The organism is Niastella sp. OAS944 (genome assembly GCA_024809215.1).
Taxonomy (GTDB): Bacteria; Bacteroidota; Bacteroidia; order Chitinophagales; family Chitinophagaceae; genus Niastella.
Genome location: JANUBW010000008.1, coordinates 112,543 through 129,007, shown reverse-complemented (window position 1 = coordinate 129,007; position 16,465 = coordinate 112,543). Strand labels below are relative to the sequence as shown.

Below are 16,465 nucleotides of genomic sequence, written 5' to 3'. Positions count from 1 at the left end.
TTGATTTTGGGAGGGCAAAGTTAAGCGGATTAATTTTATAACCAAAAAAATTGAGTTCAATTTTCAGGGGTTATGTGGATAACCTGGCCCTTTTGTGCAAAATAACATGAAAAACAGGGGTTTTCGATCGAAAAAAGAATAAAAAACCACAAAAAAAGACCTCCCGAAGGAGGTCTCAACCATATTTTATTACCCTAAACACTAAACATCCATCCAAACTTGTCGGCGGCATGGCCTTCACGGATGGCGTCGAGGCGGCTTTTAATTTCGGGGGTCACCGTCCATTTGGCGGTGTCGAAGCTCATCACAAAATCTTTATACTTCAATTCGCGGATCAGCGAAACGGTGGCGGCGGTACCGGTTCCAAACACTTCGCGCAGATTACCGGCCTTGTAAGCTTCTATCAACATGTCGATAGATACCGGTTTTTCTTCCACTTTAAGCCCCATTTCCTCTAAAATGGTCATAACACTGTCGCGGGTAACGCCGGCCAAAATGGTCCCCTGGCTCAAATCGGGCGTAACAGCCGTGTCGCCAATAACAAAGAACACATTCATGGTACCTATTTCCTGAACATACTTGTGCTCATATACATCGGTCCAAAGCACCTGGTCGTACCCCTGCTTTTTAGCCTGGGCGGTAACATACATGGAAGAACCATAGTTGCCGGCTGCCTTTGCCTGCCCTACCCCACCCGGAGCGGCGCGGGTATACTTTTCTTCCACATAAATACGCATGGGTGCAGCATAATATGGCCCTGTAGGCGCCAGAATGATCATGAACTTATAGCTCTCAGAAGGTCGTACGCCAATCATTTCGTCGGAAGAGAACATGAACGGACGAATGTACAACGAGTGGTCGTGCAGGGCGGGGATCCAGTCTTTATCCAGCGCTACCAGCTGACGCATACCTTCAATAAAAATTTCTTCGGGCACCTCGGGCATTTCCATGCGGGCCGCACTTAAATTGAATCGTTTATAATTATCATATGGCCTGAAAATAAATGCTTCGCCGGCCTCATTCTTGTAGGCTTTGATGCCTTCAAAAATAGACTGGCCGTAATGAATGGCAGCCAGTGAAGGACTCATTACCAGGGGCTGGTATGGCTTTATCTCCACATTTTTCCATTCGCCGTTCACATAATCTGCTACCAGCATATGATCGGTAAATGTTCTGCCAAAGGGAATGTTCTTGAGCGTAATTTCAGGTAACCTGCTTTGCGTAACTTTTGTAACAGGTATACTATAAGCTTCAACCATAATCAAGTATTTTTGAGCCGCAAATAAACAAATAAAGTTTGTTGCCGTCAAATAAATTACTAACAAGTGTTCGTATTAATATATGCGCTTGTTTTCCGATATTTGTCTGATTAAGAATACATTGCAATCAATGAGCTTATCTAATATAAAATTGCCCGGTTTTGTTATTGCCGACCTGTACCGCAACTCGCTGATACAGCCCGAGGGCTATGTGCCTCAGCAGGGAGCTCAGGAACTGGCAGAACCTGAACCGGTTAGGGTTGCCACCCATACACCGCAGCCGGAACCTGTTATTGAAAAGGCTATGCCGAAACCGGTTGATACTACGCCGTATAAGATCCTGGGAAATAATAAAAAACAGATCACTGTAGTGGTAAACTGCCCTCAGGACGTGTTTGTTCCGGAAGGCGACCTGCAATTCCTAACAAAAATGCTCGACGCCTGTAAACTGAACATGGCCGATGTGGCAATTGTGAACCATGCCACAGCTGCGGTGACCATTGAAAAAGTGAAGGCGCAGTTACAACCCAAATTCCTGCTGTTATTTGGAGTAGAACCCGATGTAATTCATCTGCCTATAAATTTTCCATCGTTCAAGGAGCAACCTTATGCCGACACAACCTATCTGTTTACCCCGGCGCTCAGTCAGCTGAATGGCGATACGGATGTAGCTAAGGGATTGAAAAAGAAGCTTTGGGAGTGTTTAAAAAGAATGTTCTTATAACCAACGTAGTGCATGAAACTAATATTTGCTACTAACAATCAACATAAGGTAGAAGAAATTCAGGCGGCCATTGGTAATCAGCTGGAGGTGATCAGCCTTAAACAGGCCGGTATTGACATAGATATTCCTGAGCCGCACGATACCCTGGAGGCCAATGCTTCGGAAAAATCACGCACCATTCACCAGCTCACCGGCCAGCATTGTTTTAGTGAGGATACCGGCCTGGAAGTAGCCGCCCTGAATGGCGAACCAGGGGTAAAAAGCGCCCGCTATGCCGGAGAAGACAAAGCCTTTGACAAGAATGTTGAAAAATTATTGAGCAAACTGGGCAATTCAGATAACCGGAAAGCCCGTTTTCGTACGGTTATTTCACTTATATGGGAAGGCAGGGAATGGCTGTTTGAAGGAATTTGTGAGGGAACCATTACCCGCGAACCGGCAGGTGCCGGCGGTTTTGGCTACGACCCCGTATTTATTCCTACAGGCGGCAACCGTACTTTCGCCCAAATGAGCATGGCCGAAAAGAATGAACTCAGTCATCGTAAAAAGGCGGCTGACAAACTTGTACTATTTTTGCAGGAACAGGTACTCAAAACACGATAGGTTAATATTTAATTACTTAGATTTAAAATTTTTTGGAGCCGAAAAGCAACTATACGATTTCTGAATCCGACTTAATAAAAGGATGCATTGCCGGGGACAGGCGTATGCAGGAAGAATTGTATCACCGCTTTGCTCCCAAAATGTACGCGGTTTGTTTGCGATATGCCAGCAATGTAGAAGATGCACAGGATCTGCTGCAGGAAGGTTTCATTAAAATCTACCGGAATTTACACCATTTCAGGGCAGAAGGCTCCTTCGAAGGCTGGATCAGGCGGGTATTTGTAAATACCTCCATCGAACATTTCAGGAAGAAATCGACCAAACTGTCGATGGTAACCGAAAAAGAAGAAGGTACAATTGAGGATACCGATATAACCGCACTGGAAAACCTGGCAGAAAAAGATATTATAAAAATAGTTCAGGAGTTATCACCCGGCTACAGGGCAGTATTCAATCTGTACGTGGTAGAAGGGTACTCCCATAAAGAGATCGGAGATATGCTGGGAATTAGTGAAGGGACCAGCAAATCACAATTGGCGCGGGCCAAATCCGTTTTACAAAAAAAGGTCGCTCAGTATTTGAGCGACACCCAAAAATCCTACACTAGGTAGAATTATGGCAACGAATAAAAAACATACGCTGTACAATCTGGAAGTTCCGCCTCCATCTGGCGTATGGCCTCGCATTGCGTCGAGGCTAGATGCGGAATTTGATGCCGATGAGGTTCCCGTTGCTCAAAAAATGTTCGACCTTTCGGTAACCCCTCCCCCAGGTATGTTTGCCGAAATTGCCGCTCAGCTCAATACAGAATTGAAAGCAGATGAAGCTTCCGTTGGCAAAAAAATGTACGATCTTTTTGTAATGCCACCGGCCAGCATCTGGAAAAAGATAGCAGCCCAGTTACCGCAACAACCAGCCGTTAAAAAAGAAGGCAGGCTCACTTCCCTGCATTCGTGGAAGGCTATTGCAGCTGCAGCCGCCATGGTATTATTGACCCTTGGCGCCTGGTATTTCTTAGATAATAATAATGCTATTGATGTGGCCAATGTAACACCAGGCCAAAGCCCATCTACTACCAATAGCAGTTCACCATCAAACAAAAAAGTTCGTTCTACCGATATTGAAATTGGCGAACGCCCTGTTGAGCGCGAGCAGCTGAGCCAAAAGCAACTGGCCGCATTAACCGATAATGATATCATCAACCGCAAGTACGGTAACCGTCATGGAGCCCGCCGTGCAGCCTGGTACGATTATCAACCAATAGCCACCAGCTATTCGAGCATGGATGATGTTGATGTTGATTTTACCAAAGAAAACACGGCTATCGTTGAAGCACCGCTTATTCGCGACGCTAACAACCAGGTGATACTTGATAAAAAACTCATTTCACCCGATGATTGTTATATCACCGTTACCAGTCCTAACGGCGAGCAAACCCGTATTTCTTCAAAATTCCTGCATATCATCAGTACCATTAACCAGAATGTGGAACCACAGGACGAGTTAGATGTTATGACCCGCGAAAGCAGCTTGTGGAAACTTCGCTTTAGCGAATGGAAAGAGAAGTTCCTGAACCAGGCTTCTTTTGTTCCTACAGCTACCAGCTTTACCGATATACTTGAACTTAGAGATTTATTGATCACTGAAGAGTAAACCTTAGCATGGCCAGAATTAAAGTTGAGCTACCTGAACAATTCGCATTTTCTACCACTATTCCTGTTCGCATAACTGATCTCAATTACGGTAAACACGTAGGTAACGATACCATACTTTCAATGATACACGAAGCGCGGGTACAATACCTGCGAAAATTGGGTTATGGGGAACTTGACCTGGCCGGCGTTGGTGTTATTATGAGCGACGTAGGCATTGAGTTCAAAAGCGAATTATTCTACGGCGACGAAGTGCTTGTTTCCGTAGCTGCCGGTGATCTTTCCAAAATATCTTTCGACTTATATTATAAGCTGGAGAAGCTTGCTGACGACAAAACAATTCTTGTTGCAGTAGCAAAAACAGGTATGGTTTGCTATGATTACAGCAAGAAAAAAGTAGCAGCTATACCTGAAGAAGTAGCTGTTAAGTTGAAAGGATAGAATTAAGTATATAGTTGTGTGTTACCGGTTACCGGATACCTGTTGCCGGGAATGCAAATACAGGTTGCAGGTTTCAAGTTGCAGGTTACAGGGAAATACAGGCGAAAGCGCGAAGCTGTATTTCATTATCACATTAGCACATTATCACATTTGCTAATTATGCATTCCAAATCCTCCAACTCTCCTCTGCCTGAATAATAAGCATATCGTGGCCATTCTTAATGGCAGCGCCCTGCTCCTCTCCTTTTTGCAGAAATAATGTTTTGGCGGGGTTATATACCAGATCGAACAAATAATGTTTTGAAGTAAGCGCCTGGTAAGGCAATGGCGGGCATTCATCTACCCTGGGGTACATTCCCAGCGGACTGGTATTGATGATAACCTCATGTTCTTTTATAATGGCCTCATCAACCTGTTGATACGAGATCTGGCGGGCAGTGGCGGGCGTACGGGAAACTTCATAAAAAGCAATGCCCAGTTTATCGAGCACATAATGCACGGCTTTGGCAGCGCCACCGGTGCCCAGCACCAGCGCCTTTTTATGATGTGCCTGTAACAGCGGACGTAACGATTCTTCAAAACCCACCACATCGGTATTATGACCGGTTAACTCACCGTTCTCAATTCTAATGCAATTACAGGCGCCTATAGTTTTAACTACATTGCTTTGGGCGGTAAGGAAGGGAATTACTTTCTCTTTATACGGAATAGTAACGTTCAACCCATTCAGGTTGGGGTTATTTTGAATAAGTGCGGCAAATTCATCGATGCTGGCCAGCGGAAAGTTCTCATACACACAACCGGTGATGCCTTCCTGCTGAAACTTATCAGTAAAATACTTCTGTGAAAATGAATGGCTCAACGGGTAGCCAATCAAGCCATATCTTCTCATCTCAGATGTCTTTATTTATTTTTTGCCTCGCGAAATTTATCGGCAATCGGCAATCGTGAAACGACAAACGTGAAACGTGAAAGCCGCTATCACTGACTGCCGATTGCCTATCTGGAACTCCGAAATTTAAAACTCTTACTTCTTACGTCCTATTTCCTACCTCACTTCTGTCCGTTACCATTCAGGAACAAATTGAATGTATCGCCACGCAGGCCAATACGCATTGTTTCTAACGGAATTACTTCGGTAGGTGCAATATTACCCAGGTTCACATTACAGCCCAGCAGTTCAATAAAGTACAATTGCTGTGCTTTTTGTGGCGCTTCCCAAAGGATCTTTTCACCGGGTATTTGTGTAAGGATCTCCTGTACCAGGCCTTCACGTACTTCACCGCTTCCACGGTAAATACCTACGTTACCGGCTTCGCGGGCTTCGGCGATCACATAGGTTGAACCGGCATCCAGTTCGGCACGCATCAGTTCAATCCATTTGTAAGGAGGGATAATATGAGCGGCATCTTTACTTCCCACTTCACTCAATACCGTTCCATGCTTTGCCAGCTTTTCAATATAACCGCATTTTTCAGCATGAGGTATATTGATAGATCCATCGCTTACCTCCATGTATGATATATCATAGTCTTTACATACGCTGATGTAATCATTGAACTGGTTACGGATCAGGAACGCCTCAAACAAAGTGCCGCCAAAATAAACGGGAATATCGTACGACTTGTAAACTTCAATCTTTTCGCGCAGGTTGGGTGTTACGAACGAAGTGCCAAAGCCAAGCTTAACAATATCGATGTGCGGGTGTCCCACGCTCATCATATTTTGCGCTTCCGGAATGCTGAGGCCTTTATCCATTACCATGGTAATACCGCTGTTGCGTGGTTTCTTAATCCTGTCGGGGATCTGTGTGAGGTTAAAATTCATTCCTTGTTTTTTTGTGCAACAATTTTAAAGCCGCCGCAAAAATAATGGAAAACCACATACAAGGCACATGGTTAAAATCATAACAAAATTCCGGCGGCCAGCGTATATGCAAAACAATTAGCAATTAAGTGTAATCACTGTCAATTGCCTGCCTTGCCCGGCATAAACGTGGAATTAACAATAAAATTGAGGCAGTTAAAAGGAAATTAAAATCAATTGGCAAATGGCAATGGGCAATGAACAAAAAAAGCAAAGCGTTCCGATCGGTCGGAACGCCTACCCTATTGCATATTGTCAATAGCTTATTGTTTATTACTCTTCTTATGATGGGCTATCACTTCTATTACCAACTGATGCCGCAAAATAGCGGGGTTCAGGTGTATCAGCTTCTTCAGCAGTTTTGGTGAAGCTGTAAGCGCCGATTCCAGTTGCAACAGGGCTTCCTTGGTTTTGCCCAATGCCAGGTAAATGGCGCTGAGGTAATACAGGAAAATGGGTTTTCCTTCAGTGATCTTTATGGCCGCTTTTACCTGCTCCAGCGCTTCTTCGTAAAATTCGCCCTGGTATAAACAGCGGATCAATGCTTCCCAACTTGAAATATTGCGCGGCCGTTGCCTTACAACATTAGAAAAATATTGTATAGCTTCTTTATAATCGCCTAACTGCATTTTACACTCGCCCATAGCCAGGTTATACTCAGGCTGTAAGCGATGTATTTGCATAGCACTTTCCAGCTGTTTAACGGCCATTGAGTATTGCTCTTCATTAATATAAGTGCAGGCGATCTTATAGTACAACTTGCTATCGCCCTGGTTCAGATGCGATGCCTTGCGATAATAGAAGCGGGCCTGTGCATAGTTCTTCATACGATCGTAGCAGTGGCCAATAGCTTCATAGATCACATCTTCGGGCCGCGAAAGCTCCAGTACTTTTTCAAGCACTTCTATGGCATCTTTATACTTACGAAGGCGAATATAGGCATCGCCCATATTGCGATAAGCATAATCGAACTTTTCGTCGATGGCAACTGCATACTTATAGGCGTCAATGGCCTTTTCGTAGAGTTTTAAACCCTGAAAAGCTGCAGCCAGGTTAAACCAGGCCAGCTCACTGTATGGGTTTTCATCAATAATGTGCGTATGCAGCGTAATGCTTTCCTCGTTGCGGCCGGTGAAGTCGGTCCAGAAACAGATCTTGTACAAGGCTTCCTCATTGGTGGGCTCCTGTTCAAGAATAAGTTTCAGGCAGTCGAAGATCTTGTCGAACTCCTCGTAATCGTCGTACACATCGGCCAGCTCAAACAGCAATTCTATACGTTCCTGGCCTTCGAACAACTGCAGGGCATTCTCTAAAAGCTCTACGGCTTTCTCCTGCTGGTCGAGCGCCAGGTAAACATCTGTTTTTAAAATGTACAGGTTAATATCGTTGCTATCGAGCAACTCGGCGTGATTGAGTATTTCGAGCGCTTCATTATAGTGCCGGGTAGCTATTAACAGGTCGGCTTTTTTAATTAGTAATGCCGACGAATAGGGATATTGTTCAATGCCCATTTCAGCGGCCTCCAAAGCTTGCGGCAAATCCTCCACGTCATCAAAATAATCTATGATCTTTTCGAAGGCCTCTTCTTCAAGGAAAGAATTACCGCGCCCCGCTTTAAGGTTCTGAAACTGCTTAACTAACTCCCTGATTTCTTCATTATCCTGACGAAACGGATTTTCTCTCATTCTTTTAAATAGTAGGTTAATGTAAAATAGGATTTTCGCCGATGTATACCAATTTTAATTTTTGACACATGTGGACAATAATTATAAATACTTACCCTTAGCTAATTGTAGTATTTACTAACAAGCATTAGGTACCTTCTATAAGGGTCAGAAAAACATTTACAGCTGGTTAGCAACACGTTACAAATACCAATCAAAAAATTGTAAAAAAACCAACCCTTTCTTTATGAAATCCGTAACATTTATGTATCTCATTCGTTAAGGATAGTATAAACTTTAATCCACGGGGTTAAAAAAAAGTAAATATTTTTTTATATTTTTGTACTCAATATGCAAGTGAACTCTACGCTAAAACTTAACCACATGCTTAAAAAGACCATCATCAGTTGTGCGATGATCGGGGTATTTGCGCTTGCGCTGGCGAGCAGCGGAGGTGGTGACAAAAAGAAAGCGGAGACACTTCGCAAACCCGATTTTACTCCTATCAGAACGACTAATGGCTTTACATTGAAAGCCGGTCCTGCTTACACAGGCAGCCACACATTCAACAGTGTGCGCGCCAACAACTACATCACACGCAGTACGGTGGTAACGTATCAGCAAGGCAATAAGGTATTTATTCTACCTTATAACAGCCAAAACCGGGTAAATGTTACCCCTGATAGATCATCGTACAATCGCAACAACCTGAACGCTTTTGATCTGAAGATCCGGTTCCGGAAATAATCCGGTTTTTAACCAGATCCCGATCAATTACTTACGTTCATTTTTTTACTCTCTTCATAGGTCATTTCGCGGTAGCCTGATTTAGGTATGTCGAATTTAGAAGCCGGTACCGGGTTCAAATTAATTTTTGACACGGTGTATTTGATGGTGAGTTTACCCTGAACCAGCTCATATTCAAGCGGCAGGCCATTCAGGTTCTTGAACAGGTATTCATAGTCCTTGTTCTCAGGAACAATATCCGGCGTATAATACACGGTAAAGGTGGTTCCGTCGGGGAAAGTTGCCACCGCTTTAATACAGTTATAACCGGCAATGGTCTTTGTATCGCTCGTATTGGCGAAAGTTATTCCATCGTAGCGTTTATTATTTTCTACCCAATTCTCATTGGTCATTCTGATCAGTAGCTTCTGCCCGCTCACTTCCCTTAATACCACTGATGTTCCGGCCTTAGAGTCGTGAATAGTAGCTGAAGAGAACAAGGCGCTGGCCAGTTCGGCCCGGCTCATGTTACCTTTTACATATATTGTTTTGGTATGGCCGTCAAATGCGTCGGCCAGTTTAGGCTCTTTGCTTCCGCTTGAAATACTGGCATCATACACCATGGTAAGCTCGCTCACCTTACGCTGCGCGTTGGCGGTATAAAGCGTTCCCAAACAAACAGTTAACAGTATTGCAAATTCTTTTTTCATGATCTACGGTTGTAATTATAGCAAGATGCGGACAAGGTGATAATAGTTGCTGCGTAAAATACAAAGACCTGGTAATTTTTAAAAAGTAAAAGAGTACTTTATAGATAAATTTGTTAAAAATGAAGCTTTTATGTCATGAAGGGGGAAGTTGACTAGTTAAGAGGTTGACGGGTTGACAAGGTCCTATGTGCGGCATTTCTCTGTTTCCGTTTTAGACCGTGTAAGCAAGTGGTGAGTGGGTTTCCGAAATTCCGGGGGCTCGCGGCAAGTCGTGAAACGGCAATGGTGTCCGATACTTCTGGGCTCGCGATTATTGAGAAACGGCAAACGTGAAACGTGAAAAGGCCCCCTCCAAAAATTTTCCTTACCTCTATCAACTTCATCACCTTTATCAACTTTTCAACTCCCTACTCAAAACCGCCCCACAAAAAAAGTGAGCTTCTAAAAAGAAACTCACTTTACTATGATGAAATAAAATCAATCTACTTCTTCCCCCCGCGGGCCTTCTGCGCTTCGGCCTGTGCAGCCTGCATCTGCTCCAGCCTTTCCTGCCACTTCGATTTACCCTTAGGTTTCTTACGGTTCTCATCGATTTTCGCCAGGATCTTGTCGTGGTCAATAATGTAGTTCTGAATAACGAACTGCAGTATCAGCGTTATCAGGTTCGACACGGTATAATACCACGTAAGGGCCGCCGGCAAACCATTAAACACAAACAACAGAATGAATGGGAAAATATAAGGCATGTACTTGAGCGCCGGATTGTTTTGATCGGGCGTCATGTTCATGTTATAAATAGAGATCAGGAAACTGGTCAACACCGCAGTGATGGTGAACAAGCTCAGGTGATTACCCAAACCTGGCAGGTGAAAGCCCCAACGCAACACGGCATCGTATGCCGCCAGGTTATCGGCCCACAGGAAGTTAACCCCACGCAGATCAATATTCGAGTTAAAGAAACTATACAATGCAAAGAAGATAGGGATCTGCAACAAGGCAGGAATACAACCTCCTAACGGATTCACACCAGCTTCGCGGAACAATTTCATTTGCTCAACGCCCACCTGTTGTTGGTCGTTGTTGTATTTCTCTTTCAGCTTATCAATTTCGGGACGTAACGCTTTCATTTTAGCACCACTCAGGTAACTGGTATATACCAGCGGTGAAGTGAGCAAACGAATGAATAACGTGAGCAATAAGATGGCAATACCTAAGCTACCAACAAAGCTTTTGAAGAAACCGAACACCGGCATCACAATGTACTTGTTGATGGGGCGTACAAAAGCATACATATCACGACCCAGGTTCACGATCTTATCCATTTCGGGGATCTCGTTCTTATGCTTGCGCAGAATACCGTAATCGTTTGGACCGAAATATAACTGCAACGGTAATGCGGCATTAGCACCTAATGGCACTTTTGTATGCAGGGTTGTAGTAACCTCGGCTATTTTGGTAGTTGTATCCTCAGCATTTTTGATGAACTTAATATCGCCAGAAGTGAATTTCTCTTTGGCAGCAATAAGTGTGGTATTGAAGAACTGTTGCGATACGCTTACCCATTGCACCGGTTTTTCCAATGCTTTGGCCGATTTTGTTTGAACATAATCAAACTCGTTGTCTTCATAATAACCAACAGTGGTTTGCGTACGCTCATACTTTACATCAGTTTCATGCTGGCTGGGTTGTTGTTGCCATACCAGGTTAAAGCTACCGCCGGTAAGCATTTTATCGGCACCGGCCATTTGAACACCCCAGTCTATGAGGTAATCGTTGGGCCTGATGGTAAACTGGTGAGCCACTGTACCCTGACCAGGAACTGGTAACTGAAAGGTGAGCGTTTGGCTGTTATCAGCATTCTTTACCACCTGGGGTTTGCTAAAATACAGGTCGGCTATTTCAGCTGAGTTATTATTACCTGTATTGATGCGGTAAGAGAACTTGTCAAAAGCCTGGCTGTTGAGCACTACCGGCTTTCCGTCTAAAAGCGATTTATAGCTTTTTAACTCAACCGTTTTGGGCTGACCGCCCTTATTGGTAAAGCTTATTTTAACTACTTCATTTTCAACTACTGTTAATTCTTCAACGCCGCGTGTTGGGAGTTGGTTCGAATCTACAGCTGTGGTGAGCTTAGCGGTGGTATCGTTAGCCTGGGCAATTGAATCCCGTACACGTTTTACCAGTGCAGTGGAATCTGCTTCCTTTTGTTTTTTTGCCTGTAACTCGTGACTGTTTTTGGTAGAAATAAAAAGATAACCAAACAGTAAAAGCGCTAACAACACAAAGCCAATCACCGTATTGCGGTCCATGTTCATTATACTACTAGTTTAGAAGAGGTGCAAAGATAGTCGGAACTTATAATTTTTGAGTTATTAGTTAACCGATCTGCATTTTTATTACAAAATGTTAATAGATATGCTGCTAAAAGCATATCTATTAACATTTTAACTATATACGCAACGACGGAATTATTATATCATTTCGCTTTGCAGCAAAGGGTTCTTTACTGTGGCCTTTTTTTCGGTGTACTCTTTGGCGGCCTTTACGAAATTCACAAAAATGGGGTGTGGATTTTCAACCGTGCTCTTTAATTCGGGGTGGTATTGAACGCCAATAAAGAATGGGTGCGAGGGCAGTTCTACTATTTCAACCAGCTGGCTTTCAACATTTTTGCCACTCGTAATCATACCGGCCTCCTGAAACTGGTTCAGGTAGCGGTTATTAAACTCCCAGCGGTGACGGTGACGTTCGCTGATGATCTCTTTATTATAGATCTGACGGGCCAAACTGCCTTCAATTGTTTCGCATGAATAAGCACCCAAACGCATAGTACCGCCTTTTGAGGTAACGGCCTTTTGCTCTTCCATAAGGTCAATTACGGGGTCGGGGGTGTCCTTGTTCATTTCGGTTGAATGGGCGTCTTTTAATCCCAATACGTTGCGGGCAAATTCGATAACGGCCATTTGCATACCCAAACAAATACCAAAGAATGGTAATTTGTTCTCACGCGCATATTTCACAGCCAGGATCTTACCTTCTACCCCACGGTGGCCAAAACCAGGCGCTACCAGCAACCCATCGAGGTTAGCCAGTTTTTCGCCTACGTTCTCCGGAGTAATGAATTCACTGTGCACGTTTTGAATTTGCACCTTGCACTCATTCAAAGCGCCGGCATGTACAAATGCTTCAAGTATCGATTTGTAAGCATCCTGCAGCTCAATATATTTTCCAATAAGGCCAATAGTAACCTGGCTCTTGGGGTATTTCAATTTATCCAACACCTCTTTCCACTTTTGCAGATCGGGTTCGTGAAAATCGGTGATGTTGAGTTTCTTTAAGCAAATAAGATCGAGCTTCTCGCGCATCATGGCCAATGGCACTTCGTAAATGGTAGGCGCATCGGCAGCTTCAATTACCGCTTCCTGTTTTACATTACAGAACAGGGCTATCTTACGACGCAGATCGGGTGTCAGTGTTTTTTCAGTACGACACACGATAATATCGGGGTGAACTCCTTCCTGGCTCAGCATTTTGATACTGTGCTGGGTGGGTTTTGTTTTTAATTCCTTAGCTGCTTTCAGGTATGGTATCAGGGTCAGGTGCACTACTACCGTATCTTCTTCGGGCAACTCCCACTGCAACTGACGCAATGCTTCAATGAACGGAAGACTTTCAATATCACCTACAGTACCACCCAATTCGGTAATAATAATATCGTACTGTCCGGTAGTACCCAACAGTAACATGCGACGTTTAATTTCGTCGGTAATATGTGGAACCACCTGAACGGTTTTACCCAGGAAAGCGCCTTCGCGTTCTTTATTAATTACTGTTTGATAAATGCGGCCTGTAGTTACGTTGTTCGACTGTGAAGTGAAAATATTCAGAAAACGCTCGTAGTGACCGAGGTCAAGATCGGTTTCGGCGCCATCTTCAGTAACATAACACTCGCCATGCTCGTATGGGTTTAATGTACCCGGATCTACGTTGATGTAAGGATCGAACTTCTGAATTGTTACCCTCAATCCCCTCGCCTGCAACAATTTTGCAAGCGAAGCTGCAATAATCCCTTTTCCTAATGATGAAGTTACCCCACCGGTAACAAAAATATGCTTGGCCATAATTTATGGTTATTTATTTCAGTTCGTTTTTAACTACGACCGACGTTAAACCAACGTCCTACAACAATCATTGATTAATTGATTAATCCCTATTTGACCAGCGGATATTTAAAACTCTTAATGGAAAATAATTCCGGGAGGTCGTGCAAAGTTACGGCAAATTATTGCGCCAGAAAAGCGTGATTTTTTAGGGTGTGGAAAACCCTGGCTTACTCAGGGCGGGCAGCATTAAAAAGTGGTTAAAACCAATAACTTGAAAGCTAAAATGGCATTTTTTGAGCTGGAACTGGTAAAAATAAAACCTCCCCGGGGCGCGGGGAGGTTAGACGTAATCTTAAGTAAATCAAAACAATAAAGTAAGAGTATAGTTGTTGCTACCTATTTAACTTTAGTTAAAGAAAGAGATTTGAACTGCGCAGAAGCTGTGATGTTCGCTTTTCTATTGCTTGCAGTATTCTTTCTTTCTGTGTCCCTGTTCTTTGCAGAATGTAAAAAAACAATAGCTGCAATTTCAAAAAACAGGATAAAAAAACTAAATCGCTCCTTTTTCATAAGTGTTGAGTGGGTTATTACCTTGATGGGGTACGGTTTTAATTTTTCGCGCAACAAAGCAACGAAAATTTTGTTTCAATTGCAAGCAAACATATTCTTTTTTATCATATTCGTACAACTACGAATACATGTGCCTGTAATTTTACAATTACGTAGCAATAACACAATCAATTCTTCATATTACCATAAAATCTATGCCACATTAACGTTATAACTCACATATTATTTAGCAAATATCCTGAATAGTTTTAGAATTGTTAGCTATCCTTTGCAATTTTATCATAACTGGCAACAATTCCTTTAATGAGAGATGAACTGAAACCCTGGTGTTCCATTTCGTTTAAACCGGCAATGGTACAACCTTTAGGGGTAGTTACTTTATCTATTTCCTGCTCGGGGTGAGTACCTTTTTGCAATAATAGTTCAGCAGCGCCTTTTACCGTTTGCGCGGCAATTAAACTGGCAGTAGCTGCATCGAAACCTATTTCAATACCCCCCTGAATATTGGCGCGAATGTACCGCATAGCATATGCCGTACCGCAAGCGCCCAATACAGTGGCTGCATCCATCAGCTTTTCATCGATCCAAACAGCTTTACCCAGTTGGTTGAACAGGTCTTCGATATATGAAATGTGATCTTTACTTACATCGTGTGAACCTGCCAGGCAGGTCATGCTTTCCTGTATAGCAATAGCAGTGTTTGGCATAGCCCGTATTACAGGTACTTTTTTCTCAACGGCTTTTTGCATATGCCCAATGGTAATACCGGTGATCACCGATACCAGCACATGCTTTTCGGGGTTCAGCAATGACTGCAGTTTTCCTAAAATATCGTCTACCTGAAAAGGTTTTACCGCCAAAATGATCATGTCGGCAAAACGAACCGCTTCTTCGTTGTTATCGCTTACCAGCACACCGCGCTTTTCCAAAGCAGCCAGTGTTTTAATATTCCGTTTGGTAATGAGAATATGTTCAGGTAAGGTAAAACCGCTGTTGATCAGTCCTTCTGCAATGGCAGTACCAAGGTTGCCGCCACCTATGATTGCTATTTTCTTGTTCATGATAATTCGAACTTAATAAAAGTTACCCTTCGCTAAATAATTTCTCACATAATCATTCACGCCTTCTTCCAGTGAATAAAATGAATCTGAATAACCGGCATCTTTCAGCTTTTGCATATTCGCTTCTGTGAAATACTGGTATTTGTCGCGAATATCTTCGGGCATTGGTATGAATTCGATCTTCGCTTCTTTATCTAACCCGCTGAAGGTAGCTTTTGCCAGGTCTTCAAAACTCCTGGCCTTGCCCGTTCCCAGGTTATATAAACCACTCGCTACATCATTGCCTTTTTCAAATTGCTCCATGAGCCAGTAACAGATCTTCAATACATCTTTTACATACACAAAATCGCGCAGCTGCTGGCCATCTTTATAACCTTCTTTGTGCGATTTGAACAACTTCACAAATCCCTGGCTGTTGATCTGGTTAAATGAATGCCAGATCACACTGGCCATACGGCCTTTATGATATTCGTTAGGGCCATATACGTTAAAGAATTTCAGTCCGGCCCAAAAAGGCGGCTGTGTTGCCTGCTGTAAGGCCCATTTATCGAACTCATTCTTTGATACACCGTAAGGGTTCAATGGCTTTAATGAATATACAATGGCGTGGTCGTCATTGTATCCTTCTTCGCCCGAACCATAGGTAGCAGCCGAAGATGCATACACTACCGGCACTTTGTTTTCGGTGCAGTAGTTCCAGATCTTCTGCGAATACTCCACGTTCAAATGCTGGTGTATTGAGTAATCGAACTCGGTGGTATCGGTACGGGCGCCGATATGGAAGATAAAACCAACCTGGGGTTTATTTTGTGCCAGCCACCCGAAGAACTGCTCACGCTCCACTTTCTCCTGGTATTGTTTTCCTTCGAGGTTTGGTGTTTTCTCTATCTTACTGAAGTCGTCTACCAGAATAAGGCGGTTATATCCTTTGCTATTTAAAAAACCGGTAAGGCAGCTGCCAATAAAGCCAGCGGCGCCGGTTACTACTATGATGCTGTCTTTATTCATTTAATAGAATAGTAAATGATTAATTGATTCCTTGCTCATATAAGCGTGAATCGGCAATCGTGAATTGACCAAGATTTC

The 16,465-nt window shown here is 43.4% G+C and carries 15 protein-coding genes; 6 read left to right on the top strand and 9 right to left on the bottom strand.

Annotated elements, in window-relative coordinates; translation table 11 throughout:
• Window positions 1-194: 194 nt before the first annotated feature.
• A complete protein-coding gene (locus tag GGD38_RS26925; RefSeq protein ID WP_375303160.1) occupies window positions 195-1,259 on the bottom strand; it encodes a branched-chain amino acid aminotransferase in 1,065 nt (354 codons plus the stop codon).
• A 130-nt stretch (window positions 1,260-1,389) separates the two neighbouring features.
• On the opposite strand from GGD38_RS26925, the gene GGD38_RS26920 reads away from it, so the two are divergent.
• From GGD38_RS26920 to GGD38_RS26900, 5 genes are read left to right on the top strand one after another with little or no spacing between them, the layout of a single operon-like run.
• Window positions 1,390-1,983, top strand: a complete 594-nt coding sequence (locus GGD38_RS26920; protein ID WP_375303161.1) for a hypothetical protein — start codon at window positions 1,390-1,392, stop codon at window positions 1,981-1,983.
• A gap of 12 nt (window positions 1,984-1,995) precedes the next feature.
• Window positions 1,996-2,586, top strand: coding sequence for an RdgB/HAM1 family non-canonical purine NTP pyrophosphatase (gene rdgB / locus GGD38_RS26915; RefSeq protein ID WP_375303162.1), 591 nt, complete (start codon window positions 1,996-1,998; stop codon window positions 2,584-2,586).
• Between the two features lie 32 nt (window positions 2,587-2,618).
• Window positions 2,619-3,197, top strand: a complete 579-nt coding sequence (locus GGD38_RS26910; RefSeq protein WP_375303163.1) for an RNA polymerase sigma factor — start codon at window positions 2,619-2,621, stop codon at window positions 3,195-3,197.
• Window positions 3,198-3,201: 4 nt separating this feature from the next.
• On the top strand, window positions 3,202-4,239 hold the full coding sequence (locus tag GGD38_RS26905; RefSeq protein WP_375303164.1) for a hypothetical protein: 1,038 nt from the start codon (window positions 3,202-3,204) through the stop codon (window positions 4,237-4,239).
• Window positions 4,240-4,247: 8 nt separating this feature from the next.
• Window positions 4,248-4,679: an acyl-CoA thioesterase gene (locus GGD38_RS26900; RefSeq protein WP_375303165.1), complete on the top strand. Its 432-nt coding sequence runs from the start codon at window positions 4,248-4,250 to the stop codon at window positions 4,677-4,679.
• Window positions 4,680-4,836: 157 nt separating this feature from the next.
• Here the strand turns inward: GGD38_RS26900 and GGD38_RS26895 are convergent, their stop codons facing one another.
• The 3 genes from GGD38_RS26895 to GGD38_RS26885 all read right to left on the bottom strand — a co-directional run bounded on the left by GGD38_RS26895 (window position 4,837) and on the right by GGD38_RS26885 (window position 8,230).
• The gene (locus GGD38_RS26895; RefSeq protein ID WP_375303166.1) at window positions 4,837-5,571 is read right to left on the bottom strand and encodes a shikimate dehydrogenase family protein; all 735 of its coding nucleotides are present in this window, start codon (window positions 5,569-5,571) and stop codon (window positions 4,837-4,839) included.
• A gap of 161 nt (window positions 5,572-5,732) precedes the next feature.
• Entirely contained in the window at window positions 5,733-6,506 is a 774-nt protein-coding gene (locus GGD38_RS26890) for a phosphosulfolactate synthase (protein ID WP_375303167.1), read from the bottom strand.
• A gap of 302 nt (window positions 6,507-6,808) precedes the next feature.
• Window positions 6,809-8,230 (bottom strand): tetratricopeptide repeat protein, encoded by a 1,422-nt coding sequence (locus GGD38_RS26885; RefSeq protein WP_375303168.1) that lies wholly within the window; start codon window positions 8,228-8,230, stop codon window positions 6,809-6,811.
• Window positions 8,231-8,593: 363 nt separating this feature from the next.
• On the opposite strand from GGD38_RS26885, the gene GGD38_RS26880 reads away from it, so the two are divergent.
• The gene (locus GGD38_RS26880; RefSeq protein ID WP_375303169.1) at window positions 8,594-8,956 is read left to right on the top strand and encodes a hypothetical protein; all 363 of its coding nucleotides are present in this window, start codon (window positions 8,594-8,596) and stop codon (window positions 8,954-8,956) included.
• Window positions 8,957-8,979: 23 nt separating this feature from the next.
• Here GGD38_RS26880 and GGD38_RS26875 read toward each other — a convergent pair whose 3' ends face one another.
• The 5 genes from GGD38_RS26875 to rfaD form a co-directional block, all read right to left on the bottom strand.
• A complete protein-coding gene (locus GGD38_RS26875; protein ID WP_375303170.1) occupies window positions 8,980-9,645 on the bottom strand; it encodes a hypothetical protein in 666 nt (221 codons plus the stop codon).
• 482 nt (window positions 9,646-10,127) lie between these two features.
• Window positions 10,128-11,960 carry a membrane protein insertase YidC gene (gene yidC / locus GGD38_RS26870; protein ID WP_375303171.1) on the bottom strand — a complete coding sequence of 611 codons (1,833 nt, stop codon included), beginning with the start codon at window positions 11,958-11,960 and terminating at the stop codon, window positions 10,128-10,130.
• 156 nt (window positions 11,961-12,116) lie between these two features.
• Window positions 12,117-13,766 (bottom strand): CTP synthase, encoded by a 1,650-nt coding sequence (locus GGD38_RS26865; RefSeq protein ID WP_375303172.1) that lies wholly within the window; start codon window positions 13,764-13,766, stop codon window positions 12,117-12,119.
• Between the two features lie 809 nt (window positions 13,767-14,575).
• The gene (gene proC, locus GGD38_RS26860; protein ID WP_375303173.1) at window positions 14,576-15,379 is read right to left on the bottom strand and encodes a pyrroline-5-carboxylate reductase; all 804 of its coding nucleotides are present in this window, start codon (window positions 15,377-15,379) and stop codon (window positions 14,576-14,578) included.
• A gap of 12 nt (window positions 15,380-15,391) precedes the next feature.
• On the bottom strand, window positions 15,392-16,387 hold the full coding sequence (rfaD, locus tag GGD38_RS26855) for an ADP-glyceromanno-heptose 6-epimerase (protein ID WP_375303174.1): 996 nt from the start codon (window positions 16,385-16,387) through the stop codon (window positions 15,392-15,394).
• Window positions 16,388-16,465: the final 78 nt, after the last annotated feature.